12 protein-coding genes are annotated in these 13,264 nt (G+C 55.1%); 11 read left to right on the top strand and 1 reads right to left on the bottom strand.

What is annotated here, in order from left to right:
• Positions 1 to 13 precede the first annotated feature (13 nt).
• From NY07_RS13585 to NY07_RS13635, 11 genes are all read left to right on the top strand, one after another.
• Entirely contained in the window at positions 14 to 1,567 is a 1,554-nt protein-coding gene (locus tag NY07_RS13585) for a cobyric acid synthase (RefSeq protein ID WP_235363935.1), read from the top strand.
• A 40-nt stretch (positions 1,568 to 1,607) separates the two neighbouring features.
• Positions 1,608 to 2,222 (top strand): cob(I)yrinic acid a,c-diamide adenosyltransferase, encoded by a 615-nt coding sequence (gene cobO / locus NY07_RS13590; RefSeq protein WP_033539906.1) that lies wholly within the window; start codon positions 1,608 to 1,610, stop codon positions 2,220 to 2,222.
• 296 nt (positions 2,223 to 2,518) lie between these two features.
• Positions 2,519 to 3,343 carry a cobalamin-binding protein gene (locus NY07_RS13595; RefSeq protein ID WP_033539907.1) on the top strand — a complete coding sequence of 275 codons (825 nt, stop codon included), beginning with the start codon at positions 2,519 to 2,521 and terminating at the stop codon, positions 3,341 to 3,343.
• 15 nt (positions 3,344 to 3,358) lie between these two features.
• Positions 3,359 to 3,742, top strand: coding sequence for an MAPEG family protein (locus NY07_RS13600; RefSeq protein ID WP_033539908.1), 384 nt, complete (start codon positions 3,359 to 3,361; stop codon positions 3,740 to 3,742).
• Between the two features lie 361 nt (positions 3,743 to 4,103).
• Entirely contained in the window at positions 4,104 to 5,366 is a 1,263-nt protein-coding gene (locus NY07_RS13605; RefSeq protein WP_033539909.1) for an efflux RND transporter periplasmic adaptor subunit, read from the top strand.
• Positions 5,367 to 5,377: 11 nt separating this feature from the next.
• Positions 5,378 to 5,614: a hypothetical protein gene (locus NY07_RS13610; RefSeq protein WP_033539910.1), complete on the top strand. Its 237-nt coding sequence runs from the start codon at positions 5,378 to 5,380 to the stop codon at positions 5,612 to 5,614.
• Between the two features lie 65 nt (positions 5,615 to 5,679).
• Positions 5,680 to 6,402, top strand: coding sequence for an ABC transporter ATP-binding protein (locus tag NY07_RS13615; RefSeq protein ID WP_033539911.1), 723 nt, complete (start codon positions 5,680 to 5,682; stop codon positions 6,400 to 6,402).
• An 11-nt stretch (positions 6,403 to 6,413) separates the two neighbouring features.
• Positions 6,414 to 7,724, top strand: a complete 1,311-nt coding sequence (locus tag NY07_RS13620; RefSeq protein ID WP_033539912.1) for an ABC transporter permease — start codon at positions 6,414 to 6,416, stop codon at positions 7,722 to 7,724.
• 10 nt (positions 7,725 to 7,734) lie between these two features.
• Entirely contained in the window at positions 7,735 to 8,931 is a 1,197-nt protein-coding gene (locus NY07_RS13625; RefSeq protein WP_033539913.1) for an FtsX-like permease family protein, read from the top strand.
• Between the two features lie 384 nt (positions 8,932 to 9,315).
• Complete coding sequence (locus NY07_RS13630) at positions 9,316 to 10,758, top strand: sigma-54-dependent transcriptional regulator (protein WP_033539914.1); 1,443 nt, start codon at positions 9,316 to 9,318, stop codon at positions 10,756 to 10,758.
• Entirely contained in the window at positions 10,755 to 12,119 is a 1,365-nt protein-coding gene (locus NY07_RS13635) for a sensor histidine kinase (RefSeq protein ID WP_033539915.1), read from the top strand. The genes NY07_RS13630 and NY07_RS13635 overlap by 4 nt, the downstream gene beginning before the upstream one ends.
• A gap of 110 nt (positions 12,120 to 12,229) precedes the next feature.
• Here NY07_RS13635 and pyrC read toward each other — a convergent pair whose 3' ends face one another.
• Complete coding sequence (gene pyrC, locus NY07_RS13640; protein ID WP_033539916.1) at positions 12,230 to 13,258, bottom strand: dihydroorotase; 1,029 nt, start codon at positions 13,256 to 13,258, stop codon at positions 12,230 to 12,232.
• Between the last annotated feature and the right edge of the window lie 6 nt (positions 13,259 to 13,264).

Raw genomic sequence — 13,264 nt, forward strand, 5'->3', positions numbered from 1 at the left:
AACAGCAATGACAATGGATAACCCAAATAAGCAGTTTGATGCTGGTCAGCCGAGCTCTCAGCAGGCGGCTATCTTGATGGTGCAGGGCACCACCTCGGATGCGGGTAAGAGCACCCTGGTGGCGGGGCTATGCCGCTATTTCGCCCGTCAGGGAGATAAGGTGGCGCCCTTTAAGCCGCAAAACATGGCGCTCAACAGCGCCGTCACTATAGATGGTGGCGAGATAGGCCGCGCCCAGGCGCTGCAGGCCGAGGCCTGTTATCTGGCTCCCCATACAGACTTTAACCCGATTCTGCTCAAACCTAACTCGGATACCAGCTCGCAGGTGATTGTACAGGGCAAGGCGCTGTCGCACATGGACGGTAAAGCCTATTTCGGCAAGGATAGTCAGGGCTATCGTACTAAGGCGATGGCGGCGGTGCTCGACTCATTGTCGCGCCTAAGAGAGCAATATGCGCTGATCTTGGTGGAAGGAGCGGGCAGCCCGGCGGAGATCAACCTGCGCGAGGGGGATATCGCCAACATGGGCTTTGCCGAGGAGGTCGACTGCCCGGTGATCCTAGTCGCCGACATCGACAAGGGAGGCGTATTTGCCCATATCGTAGGCACCTTGGAGTTACTGTCTGAATCGGAACAGGCCAGGGTTAAGGGCGTGGTGATCAACCGCTTTCGCGGCGATATTGCGCTGTTACAGCCGGGGCTGGATTGGCTGGAGGCCAGAATAAACAAGCCTGTGCTTGGTGTCTTGCCCTACCTTAAGGATCTGCATCTTGAGGCGGAAGACGCCCTGGATGCCCGTCAAGTGAGTGCTAGCAACGCCCGTTTTCGGGTGTTGGTGCTGGTCTTTCCCCGCATCAGCAACCACACGGATTTCGATCCCCTTAGGCTGCATCCAGAGATCGACTTTCGCTATCAGACAGTCACCGAGGCCTTCGATGGCACACCGCCACAGGCGGATCTCATCATACTGCCCGGCAGCAAGAGCGTGCGTCAGGACCTTGCTACCTTGGTGGAGCAGGGCTGGGATCGCATGCTTAAAGCGCACTTAAGATATGGTGGCAAGGTGATCGGCATCTGCGGTGGTTATCAGATGTTGGGGCTGGCGATTGAAGATCCCCAAGGGGTCGAGGGTGAGGCGGGTGAAAGCGATGGCCTGGGGCTGCTGCCCATAGTGACCGAGTTGACGGCCAGCAAGCGTCTGGCCCAGGTGAGCGGTAGCCTGCACTTGCAGGGCGAGACGGCGCCAGTGACTGGCTATGAGATCCACTGTGGCCGCTCCAAGGTGCTGTCCTCGTCAAAGCATCCCTTGTCGCTTGAGGGAGATGATGGCAAGCACTTTAGCGACGGTGCAGTGTCGGCGGATGGGCAGATCTTGGGCAGCTATCTGCATGGCCTGTTCGATACCCCCGCCGCCTGTGAGCTGCTACTGAGCTGGGCGGGACTGACACAAGCTGCGGTTATCGACACTCAGGCAATTAAGCAGGCGCAGTTAGATCGCCTGGCCGATACGTTGGCCGAACATCTGGATATGACACGCGTAAGCGCACTGCTGCAGAGAAACCGCTAAAGGGCGACTGGAGCAAATGAATTATTTACAGGGGAACAGGATGAGCAGTGACAAGCAACTAGCGGACAAGGCCGAGCGTCATAAGGCGCGCCAGCAGAAGGTAAAAGAGGCAGTCGACGCCAAGATCGCCAAGGCCCAGACCGAAAAAGGGGTCTTGCTGGTGATGACGGGGAACGGCAAGGGGAAGACCACGGCGGGCTTTGGCAATATCACCCGCGCCGTGGGTCATGGCAAGAAGGCGGCCGTGGTGCAGTTTATTAAGGGCAACTGGCCCTGCGGCGAGCGCGCCGTGTTAGAGCAAGTTGGCGTCGAGTTTCATGTGATGGCCACGGGCTTTACCTGGGAGACCCAGGACAGAGAGAAAGATACTCTGGCGGCGCTGAGCGCTTGGGAGGCAGCCGAGACTCTGCTGAGCGATGACACCATAGACATAGTGCTGCTCGATGAGCTCACCTACATGGTGAGCTATCACTACTTGGACCTGGACCGGGTGCTGACCGCGCTCAAGAATCGTCCGCCCATGCAGCATGTCATCATCACTGGGCGCGCCTGTCATAGGGCGATTTTGGAGCTGGCGGATACGGTGAGCGAGGTGCAGCCCATAAAACATGCTTTTGAGGACGGAGTTAAAGCCCAGCTCGGCTTCGACTACTAAAAATTGCTATTGCAGTGCTCTATTGCGGCGTTGCGTCCTCATTCACGGCTCGCCTACCAGTAGGTATGTCTTCGCCGTTTATTGCGGGGCGCCTTGCACTAGAGCACTTCATGACGCAATTTGGCTTTCTGCCTGTTTGCTCCTGTGGCGGTATTGTCTGCGCGGGCTCACCCAATCACATACTCATGTATGCTCATGGGCTGAGCCAGCTTGACGGCTTAGCCACAGAAGCAAACAGATTAAAATTCTCCTGCGGTGATCGGCTGGATAGATATTAATAAAGGGAAAATGAATCGATGAAGATAAGGGTTAGGCTGTGGCTGATGTTGGCCTTGTTGCTGTGCGTGCCTGGGCTTAAGGCGGCGCCTGCGAAGCGGATCATCGCTTTGTCGCCCCATGGGGTGGAGATGCTGTTTAGTATAGGGGCGGGGGATAGGGTGGTTGCGACTACAGATCACGCCGATTTTCCCGACGCGGCCAAGGCGATCCCGCGGATCGGCGGCTACTATGGCATACAGATAGAGAGGGTGATCGAGTTAGATCCTGATCTGATTGTCATCTGGGGCGGCGGCAATAAACGCGAGGATATCGAGCGCCTGACTCAATTGGGCTATCCCATCTATAACAGTGACCCAAAGACGCTGGAGGCGGTGGCTGAAGATCTGCTGGCGCTGGGCAAGCTGACTGGCAAGGAGCAGGAGGCAGAGCGGGTGGCCGAGCAGTATCTTATTGGTCTCAAGGCGCTGAGAAAGGAGAACAGGGCCAAGGCACCGGTGAGCGTCTTTTATCAGCTCTGGTCTGTGCCCCTGATGACGGTGGCCAAGGGAAGCTGGATTGAGCAGATCATTGAGGTCTGTCATGGCGAGAATGTATTTCGAGATGCGGCCAATGAGTATCCTCAGGTGAGTCTGGAGGCCGTGCTGCTCAAGCAACCTCAGGTGATTCTGCAGAGCCAGGATGAGGGTAATGTACGCGGTATCGACTGGTCGGCCTGGCAGGAGATCCCTGCGGTGAAACAGCGCCATATCTATCAATTAGATGCCGACCTCTTGCATCGCGCCGCGCCAAGGGCCATCTTAGGGGTTGAATCTCTGTGCCAAGCCTTGGACAGGGCGAGATAATTCAGGAGAATATTAATGACTATGCTTTTGGGCTGTTTACTCTTTGCCATGTTGCTACCCTATCTGGCCAAGGTGCCTGTGGGCATGGCGATGGCCAAACAGGGGGGCTATGATAATGCCTATCCCAGAACCCAGCAGGCTCAGCTGACGGGATTTGGTGCCCGGGCCTTGGCGGCACATCAGAACGCCTTCGAGTCCCTGCTGATCTTCGCGGTGGCGGCGCTGACCGTAATGGCGCGAGATAAGGTCGACGACACCGTCGGCTTGTTGGCCCTGGTGCATGTGGTGGCCAGATGTGCCTATCACCTCTTCTATCTCATGGATAAGAGCACGCTACGCTCTCTTTCTTGGTTTGTGGCCATCATCGCCGCCTTCAGCATCTTTGCCCGGGCGTTCTAATTCTTTCCTGATAGCTCTTCATGATAGCCCTTCAAGATAGCCCTTCATTGGCGCAGTCCCTTGCCCTTCAGCGGTAAGGGCTGCGCACCAGCTCGCTAATCTTCCTACCGTTTTCATGATTTGTCTGCACGCTTTGATACGTCCGCGCTTTCTCATATGTCCGGCTTTCCTCATATGCGGACACCTGGGGAAAATGACCGGACACTTTTACGGGTGTCCGCGGACACTTTTAGGGGGCGTCTAGCGGACATCTTTATCTAAAGTATTGAAAAATATTGAATATAAAAGTTGGCACGGCAATTGTAATCCTAATGGGCAGAATTCGACTCAGTCGAGTAACGGACACTGTTAGGGATAAACAATGATTAAAGATACCAGCGGACAAGATAAGCAAGTTGCCCCCAGTCTAGGACGCCGCATTAAATGGCCTGTCACTATCGGCGCAGGTGTACTTTTAGTTTCTGGCCTGGTGTGGGCCAGTGTGAGTGGCAGTAGCGTGAGCGAGTCGATTGACCGCAGCGAGCTGCGTTTTGCCACCCTGGAGCGCGGCACTCTGGTTCGCGATATTGCCTCGACTGGCAAGATAGTCGCCGCCAACGCCCCTATCCTCTACGCCCCGGAGAAGGGCACAGTGACCCTTATCGCTAACCCAGGTGACAAGGTGGAGCAGGGCCAAGTAGTGGCAACCATTGAGAGCCACAGCCTGACCAATAGCCTCAAGCAGCAACAGGCGCTGCTGGAAGGGATGCAGAGCGCTCTGGAGCGTGCTCGTCTCGACGCTCGCCGCGACCAGCTTAAGGCGATACAGACCCTGGATATGGCCAAGGTGGATCTGGAGGCCGCCGATCGCGAGAGCCGTCGTGGCGATCAGCTGATCGAGTCTAGCCTGATCTCCAAGATAGATTATGAGAAGAGCAAGGATGAGCTGCACAAGGCCAAGTTGCTCTATGCGCACGCTCAGCAGGAAGCCGAGCTGATGAAAGATACCTTGAGCTTTGAGCTGAAAAACAAGGCGTCCGAGGTGGATCGTCAGGCCTTAGTGGTTAGCGAGCTGGAACGTCAGGTGGCGGCGCTAAATATCACGGCCCCCGTCGGTGGCATCATAGGTAACTGGTTGACGGAGCAGAAGGCCCGCATCGGCCAGAGTCAGCCGATATTGACCGTGGTGGATCTTAGTGCCTTCGAGGCTGAGCTGGCGGTGCCTGAATCCTACGCCGACGAGCTGGGGATTGGCATGGATGTCGAACTTAATTTCGGCGGTCAGCTGGTGATGGGCAAGCTGTCGGCCATCTCGCCTGAGGTGCGCAACCGTGAGGTGACTACCCGAGTACGCTTTAAGCAGCAAGAGGCGTTACACCTGCGTCAGAACCAGCGCCTGTCGGCCCGCGTGCTACTGGAAAACCGTCCCGACGTGCTCATGGTCAAGCGTGGCCCCTTCGTCAACAGTGGCGGCGGCACTCTGGTCTATGCGGTCGAGGGGGATCTGGCCGAGCGCACCGAGATCCAGCTTGGAGCACGTAGCATGAGTCATATAGAGGTGATCTCGGGTGGCGAGGCTGGTGATCAGTGGATTATCTCTTCCACAGACGCCTTTAAGAACGCCGAACAAGTATTGATCCGCTAAGGAGCGCAGCGATGAAGACCCTGATATTAAAGCTTAATCCGCAGCAAGTCGTCTCAGGCCTGGCCTTATTGCTCCTGCTGGTGGCGACTCAGGTCTATACCCAGGATGCCTCAGACTGGTTCCTGCTTGGACTCAACATTTTAGAAGCGACCGGCATGCATGGGCAGGCCGTCGATACAAACCAACTTCCCGACGTCGCCAAGGTTGGCGGTGATCTCACTCAATGGTTATTGGCCCGATTGTCCTAAAGCATTTTGACATTGGTGCAATAACAAACTGAATAACGCGATACAAAAAATGAAGGAAACAACCCATGTTAACGATGAAAAATATCAACAAGGTGTTTAAAACGGATTTGGTGGAAACCCATGCGTTACGGGATTTCAATCTCGAGGTGAAAGAGGGCGAGTTTGTGGCCGTCACAGGGCCATCGGGATCAGGCAAAACGACCTTTCTCAATATTGCCGGCCTGTTAGAGGGCTTTACCCACGGTGAATATCATCTGGACGATGTCAACATCTCTAACCTGAGCGACAACAAGGCGGCAGCCATTCGCAACGAGAAGATAGGCTTTATCTTTCAGGGCTTTAACCTTATCCCGGATCTTAATCTGGCGGAGAATGTCGAGGTGCCATTGCGCTACCGCGGCTTTAGCGCCAAAGAGCGTCAGCGCCGGGTGAAGGCCGCGCTGGAGCAGGTGGGCCTGGGGGCGCGTATGAAGCATCTGCCGTCACAACTTTCCGGTGGTCAGCAGCAGCGTGTGGCGATTGCCCGCGCCCTGGCTGGCGAACCAAGATTTCTCCTCGCCGACGAGCCAACAGGTAACTTGGACAGCCTGATGGCTCGTCAGGTGATGGAGCTTTTAGAAGAGATCAATAAGGCGGGCACTACCATCATCATGGTGACCCATGATCCCGAGCTGGCGCGCCGCGCCCAGCGCAATATTCAGATCGTCGATGGTCAGGTGTGTGACTTTACCCTTTATCAGGGCGGTCAACCGCATCTGGTGGACTCGGCCGAAAAAGCCGCCAGCTAAGGAGAGTAAATATGTTTTTATATTACGTCGATCTGGCCTGGCGCAGTATCCGCAAGACACCGATTATGTCGCTGCTTATGGTGCTGGCCATCTCCGTAGGGATAGGCATCACCATCACCACGCTAAACGTTTACAGCATGATGGCCTATAACCCAGCGGGGGAGCGCTCCGAGCAGCTCAACGCGATTCAATTCTGGTCACAGGGACCGGACTCCTGGGATGATTTTCACCGCCTGATCACCTATCAGGATGCGATGAACCTGCGTAAAGATAATAAGGCTCCGGCTCAAGCGGCGATGTTTCGTAGCGGCATGGCGGTGCAGACAGATAACCCAGAGGTGTTGCCAAGGTTGCAAGGTATTAGAGTCACAGATGGTGATTTCTTCAAGATGTTTGAGGTGCCCTTTGTCTTTGGTAATCCTTGGGACAAGGAGGTGGATCTGAATCCGGCCTATCAGGCGGTGATCGGTGAGAAGCTTAACCAAAAATTGTTTGGCGGTGAAAATAGCGTGGGCAAAACCATCTACCTCAATCGTAAGCCCTATCAGGTGGTGGGGGTGATTGGCGACTGGAATCCTCAGCCTAAGTATTACGACCCCACCAGTGGCGCCTTTGCTAAATCGGAGCAGATCTTTGTTCCATTTTCCTTGGCGGCTAACGAGGAGTTCAGCATCTGGGGCAACTCATCTGGCTGGAAATATGAGCAGATGAACAACTATCAGGACAGGTTGAATTCGGAGAAGGTGTGGCTGGAGTATTGGACCTATCTGCCGACGAGTGAAGATCGGGCCGCTTATAAGAGCTATCTCGCCAACTATGTGGAGCAGCAGAAGGCGTTGGGTCGTTTTACAGATAACAAGTCGCCTGAAGATTCCCTGCTTATGTCTGACGTCGCAGGCTGGTTGGAGCGCAGCCATGTGGTGCCGGAAGATAATAAGATATTGGTGGGGTTAAGCGCCCTGTTCCTCAGCGTCTGCCTGGTCAATATTCTCGGACTGATGTTGACCAAGTTTCTTAAGCGTGCCCCCGAAGTGGGAGTCAGACGTGCCATCGGTGCCAGCCGTGCGCAAATCTTCTCTCAGTACATGGTGGAAGTCGGGGTTATCGGCCTGTTTGGTGGCCTGGTGGGGCTGTTGTGGGCCTGGGGTGCTCTTTATGCCCTGTCTGCTCGCTTTGGCGTCGCCGAGGGACTGACCCATCTCTCTATGAGTATGTGGCTGATCACTCCAGCTATCGCCGTGGGCACCGCATTGTTGGCCGGACTCTATCCTGCCTGGGTAGTGTGCCGCACTAAACCAAGCGTCTACTTGAAGAGCCAATAAGGGATTGAAAATGCTTAATATTAAACCAATTTTTAGCAGCTTGTTGCGCAGTAAGAGTGGCCCAGTATTGCTGTTTGTACAGATAGTCCTATCGGTGGCGATTGTCGCTAATGCCAGTTTCATCATTCATGAGCGTCTGCAGTTGATGCAGCGCGACTCTGGCATAGACGAAGAGCAGGTACTGACCTTTAGTGTGTTTAACTTCGATCCCAGCATAGATGGCGAACAGCAAAATAAGATCGATCAGCAGATCCTGCGCGCTTTGCCTAACGTAGAGGCGGCCACCTCCACTAACATGTTACCCCTGAGCGGCAGTGGTTGGTCGAGCACCCTCAATCTGGGGCCAGATCCTGAGACGGCCAAGTCAACGCCACAGTTTGCCATGTACCTGGGCACAGAGCATACCGTTAAGACGCTTGGGCTCAAGCTCGTCGAGGGGCGTAATTTCTACGCCGATGAGATCAATAAGAGCGTCAACGATCCCGGTAAGCTGGCGATCATCTCCAAGGCATTGGGTGAGGCGGTATGGCCGGGTGAGTCGGCCATCGGTAAGTTGCTCTATGTCGATGATGAGCAGCTTGAGGTGGTTGGCGTGGTGGAGAAGTTTCAGGGCGCCTGGGTCGACAGCGACGAGCTTGAATACAGTGTGATCCACAACGTCGACTTTGCGGGTTATAGCTATATGGTGCGTGCGGAGCCCAGTCAGCATGAGGCGTTGCAGGATGCCATCACCAAGGCGTTGATGAAGGAGAATCCTAACCGAGTGATTGACGATTTTCAGTCTGTCGCCGAGGTGAAGAAGCGCTCCTACCGGGATCACGAGCTGATGATAACTGTGCTCTCTATGATGGTGGTCCTGCTGCTGTTGATAACCAGCCTGGGCCTGACAGGTATGGTGATGTTCAATATCCAGCGCCGCACTAAGCAGATAGGCACTCGTCGCGCTCTGGGAGCGACCAAGGGAGATATATTGAGCCTCTTCCTGGTGGAGAACTACCTCATCTGTCTCTCGGGTGGGATATTAGGCGCCAGCCTGGCGGTACTGCTGGGGCAGCAGTTGATGAAGTACTATGATCTGCCGCAGCTCAACCTCCTCTACCCGGTACTGACGGTAGTGGGTATGTTGCTGGTGACCACGGTTGCCGTAGTGCTGCCGGCACGCAAGGCGGCGAACATCTCGCCGGCCATGGCGACCCGTAGCGTCTAACACAAGGATGTTAACCCAAGGTCGTTAACCACAGACTCACCGGACGCGTTTGCCCTTTTCATCGGCGGCGCTTTCGGTTAGTTTGTTGTTTTTATGTGTAAAAGGCTTAGGGTCTGTTTATCTTTCAGGTTTAATTTATGTTCAATCTAAACGCATTTTTCTCAAGGCATGCGCAATGCGGCATAGCAGCGCTATGTTAATTGCGTATAACACAGAGCAGGAGGCGTTTAGATGAACCCCTTGGGCAGCGTTTGTAGGCCATTTCTACGGCGTTCTCGCCAGTTAGAGTAGAACAACTATAGGATACAGGTTTTGTCGTGTATCAATCACAGACAAACGGCTGCAGAAACAAACAGGAAAGGTCAACAGACCCTATTAGAAGATATGGATACGATTCTCATCGTCGATGACAACCAGGCAGTTTGCAGCGCGCTTTCTTTGATGCTGGAGCTCAATGGATTTAAGACCCTAAGTTGTTTCTCGCCCGACGAAGCACTGGCGTTGGTGGCCGAGCAGGAGATCGCCCTGGTGATCCAGGACATGAACTTCACCCAGGACACCACCTCAGGCGAAGAGGGCAAGCGCCTGTTTTACGACATTCGCGCCTGTCAGCCACAGCTGCCCATCATACTCCTGACCGCCTGGACTCAACTGGAGCTGGCGGTTGAGCTGGTAAAAGAGGGCGCCGCCGACTACATGGGCAAGCCCTGGGACGATGACAAGCTACTTAACAGCGTCAACAACCTGATCTCCCTTCACACCCTGTCACAGCAGAACTCTCAGCTGGCCCGCTCGGAGCATCAGCGGATGTCGGCGATAAAGGATGCCGATCTTTGCGGCATTGTCTTTGGCAGCGGCGCGATGCAGCGCTGCATCGACTTGGCGCTGCAGATCGCCAAATCCGACGTGTCAGTATTAATCACAGGGCCCAACGGTGCCGGTAAGGATAAGCTGGCGGACATACTGCACGCTAACTCGCCCCTCAAGCATAAGCCCTTCATCAAGGTAAATATTGGCGCGCTACCTATGGAGCTGCTGGAGGCAGAGCTGTTTGGCGCTGAGGCGGGCGCCTTTACCGGCGCCAATAAGACGCGTATCGGCCGTTTCGAGGCCGCCGACGGTGGCACCCTGTTTCTCGATGAGATAGGCAACCTGCCACTGTCTGGGCAGGTGAAATTGCTGCGTGTGTTGCAGACCGGCGAGTTCGAGCGTCTGGGCAGCCACCAGACCCGCAAGGTGAAGGTGCGGGTGATCAGCGCTACCAATGCGGATCTCGCCGATGATATTGCCAGCGGTCGTTTCCGTGAGGATCTCTTCTACCGTCTCAATGTGATCGAGCTGGCCCTGCCGCCCCTTAATCAGCGTCAGGATGATATTTTGCCCCTGGTGAATCACTTCATCGGTCAGGACTTTAGCCTGAGTAAGCCCACCCAACAGGCGTTGGTCAGCTATCCTTGGCCGGGCAATGTGCGCGAACTGGAGAATGCCTGTAAGCGAGCGGTGATCCTGGCAGCCAGCCCCACACTGACCATGGCCGACTTTGGTTTGAAGCCTGTGAGCGGCGAGCAACCTGTTTCCGCGCCTAGCCCTGTCGAATCACAACAGGCTCAGGAAAAGAGGTTGGGTGATGCGCTGACCCAGGATAGCGCTTCGTCTGAAGCGGACAGGGTGTCAACAGCTGAGACCAGCCGCAGCGAGCCTACCGAAGCCGATATCGAGCAGGCCCTGGCAGAGCATAACGGGGTGATCGCCCGTGTGGCCAAGTCGCTGGGGCTAAGCCGTCAGGCGCTCTATCGCCGCATGGAAAAATTTGGGATCGAGAAATGACCCTGACGCTGCGCACTAAGCTTATCTGGGGCAATGTGATAGCCAGTCAATTGGCGATCGGCCTGTTTGCTTTGCTGTTAGTAAATCTGGTCCCAGAATTGTCGCAGAGCCTGACTCTAGGGCCTGTGCTGACTTGTATGCTGCTGGCTGGTGCCTTGGTTTGGCTCTTGACCCGCTGGTTGACCCAAGGGTTATCCACCAGTCTCAAGGCGCTGGAGGTCGGACTGCTTAACATCAAAGACAATGATTTCAGCGTCAATATTCCCGAGAGCGGCGACAGTCAGCTTAAGGCGTTGTCGCGTTTGTTTAACGAGTCGGCGGCGGTACTTCGCCGCGAGCGTCAGTATATCTATCAGCGTGAGCTGTTGCTGGACAAGGTGATCCAAAGTTCTCCCAATGTAATGGTATTGCTCGATGATCGTCAGCGCATCATCTATGCCAACGACGCCGCCCGTCATCTGTTTGCCAAGGGAGCCAGGATCGAAGGGGGCATGCTCGAAGAGCTGCTAAGTGGTGTCAGTGAAGAGCTGGCGAGCGCGGTTATTAATCCCAAGGGTGGCCTGTTTACACTCGCAAGCCTAGATGAGGGCGGCGAAGATGAGACCTGGCATCTCTCTCGCGGACGCTTTCTGCTCAATGGTCAGTATCATCATCTTATCCTGCTTAAGCAGATGACCCGGGAGCTAAACCGTCAGGAGGTGGCGGTGTGGAAGAAGGTTATCCGCATCATCAGCCATGAGCTCAACAACTCGGTGGCGCCTATCGCCTCTATGGTGAACTCGGGGCGCAAGCTCACCGCGCCGCTTGATGACCCTAAGCTTAAGCTTATCTTCGATACCATAGAGGACAGAACCACCCACCTGAGTCAGTTTATCTTCAACTATGCCCGTTTCGCTAAACTGCCTCTGCCCAAGCGTAGCGAGGTGGATTGGCACAAGCTGGTGGCTCAGTTGGCGGAGCATTTTGGTTTTACCTTAGTGGGGGAACTGCCCCAGCGCTGCGGTTACTTTGACCTTATTCAGCTGGAACAGGTGTTGTTGAATCTGCTGAAAAATGCCCATGAGTCAGGCTCGAAGGAGGAGGCGATCACCTTGAGTGTTAATGAGCAGCATCTGGCCGATGGCAGTGACGGGGTGAATATCGAGATAGCCGATGAGGGCAGTGGTATGTCGCCGGAGGTTTTAACCCAGGCGCTGCTACCTTTCTACTCCACCAAGCACTCTGGCACTGGATTAGGCTTGGCCTTGTGTAGGGAGATCATCGAGGCCCATGATGGTCGCATCAGTTTGCATAATCGTGAGCAGAAGGGGTTAGTGGTCCGCATCTGGCTACCCTATGATTTAACTCAGTCTCAGGCTTAGCCTCAACGTGGAACTCAGCCAAGCGCTTAAATAAGACTTACTGAAACAGCAAGTTAAGATAAAAAACACCGCCTTCGGGCGGTGTTTTTTATTGGCGAGATGAGCAATGGTTAGGCTTCAACCTGCCATTCTACGGTTTCGCCAGCGCGGATTGGCACGACGCCTGTGTCACCCAGTGGATAAGTGGCTGGTACTTCCCAGCTTTGCTTGACCAGAGTGATGGTGTCTGTGTTGCGCGGTAGGCCGTAGAAGTCAGGGCCGTTGAAGCTGGCAAAGGCTTCTAATTTGTCCAGTGCATTCACTGACTCGAACGCCTCGGCATAAAGCTCAATGGCGGCATGAGCCGTGTAGGAACCCGCACAGCCACAGGCGGCTTCTTTACGATCTTTGGCGTGTGGCGCCGAATCTGTGCCCAGGAAGAACTTCTTGCTGCCGCTTGCTGCCGCCGCCAGCAGTGCCTGCTGGTGGGTGTTGCGCTTGAGAATAGGCAGACAGTAGAAGTGAGGACGAATACCGCCGGCCAACATATGGTTGCGGTTATAGAGTAGGTGGTGAGCCGTGATAGTCGCGGCCACATTGTCAGGCGCGCCCATGACGAAATCCACCGCATCTTTGGTGGTGATATGTTCCAGCACTATCTTAAGTGACGGGAAGTCGGCAACTACCTGCTTGAGGGTATTGTTGATAAAGGTGGCTTCGCGGTCGAAGATGTCGATGCTCGAATCTGTTACCTCACCGTGGACCAAGAACAGCATGCCCACTTCCTGCATCGCCTCGAGTACCGGGTAGATGTTCTTCACATCTGTCACACCCGAGTCAGAGTTAGTCGTGGCGCCCGCAGGATAGAGCTTGGCGGCAACTACCTTACCCGAGGCCTTGGCGGCGCGGATATCGTCAGCCGTAGTATTGTCGGTCAGATAGAGCACCATCAGAGGTTCGAAATTGGTGGTGCAGACCGCTTTGATGCGCTCATAGTAGGCCAGCGCCGAGTCGACATTGGTGGCCGGAGGCACCAGGTTTGGCATGATGATGGCGCGGCCCATGTAGCGGCCAGTGTCTCTTACGGTATCGGCCAGCACGTCACCATCGCGTAGGTGTACATGCCAGTCATCGGGGCGGGTAATGGTTATTTTGGTCATCGAGGT

It is taken from the genome of Shewanella sp. ECSMB14101, from assembly GCF_000773485.1.
In the GTDB taxonomy this organism is placed as follows: Bacteria; Pseudomonadota; Gammaproteobacteria; order Enterobacterales; family Shewanellaceae; genus Shewanella; species Shewanella marisflavi.

Excerpts from the sequence above, each read along its gene's own strand:
- NY07_RS13585 (WP_235363935.1), top strand. The coding sequence starts at position 14 with ATGGATAACCCAAATAAGCAGTTTGATGCTGGTCAGCCGAGCTCTCAG.
- cobO (WP_033539906.1), top strand. The coding sequence starts at position 1,608 with ATGAGCAGTGACAAGCAACTAGCGGACAAGGCCGAGCGTCATAAGGCG.
- NY07_RS13595 (WP_033539907.1), top strand. The coding sequence starts at position 2,519 with ATGAAGATAAGGGTTAGGCTGTGGCTGATGTTGGCCTTGTTGCTGTGC.
- NY07_RS13600 (WP_033539908.1), top strand. The coding sequence starts at position 3,359 with ATGACTATGCTTTTGGGCTGTTTACTCTTTGCCATGTTGCTACCCTAT.
- NY07_RS13605 (WP_033539909.1), top strand. The coding sequence starts at position 4,104 with ATGATTAAAGATACCAGCGGACAAGATAAGCAAGTTGCCCCCAGTCTA.
- NY07_RS13610 (WP_033539910.1), top strand. The coding sequence starts at position 5,378 with ATGAAGACCCTGATATTAAAGCTTAATCCGCAGCAAGTCGTCTCAGGC.
- NY07_RS13615 (WP_033539911.1), top strand. The coding sequence starts at position 5,680 with ATGTTAACGATGAAAAATATCAACAAGGTGTTTAAAACGGATTTGGTG.
- NY07_RS13620 (WP_033539912.1), top strand. The coding sequence starts at position 6,414 with ATGTTTTTATATTACGTCGATCTGGCCTGGCGCAGTATCCGCAAGACA.
- NY07_RS13625 (WP_033539913.1), top strand. The coding sequence starts at position 7,735 with ATGCTTAATATTAAACCAATTTTTAGCAGCTTGTTGCGCAGTAAGAGT.
- NY07_RS13630 (WP_033539914.1), top strand. The coding sequence starts at position 9,316 with ATGGATACGATTCTCATCGTCGATGACAACCAGGCAGTTTGCAGCGCG.
- NY07_RS13635 (WP_033539915.1), top strand. The coding sequence starts at position 10,755 with ATGACCCTGACGCTGCGCACTAAGCTTATCTGGGGCAATGTGATAGCC.
- pyrC (WP_033539916.1), bottom strand. The coding sequence starts at position 13,258 with ATGACCAAAATAACCATTACCCGCCCCGATGACTGGCATGTACACCTA.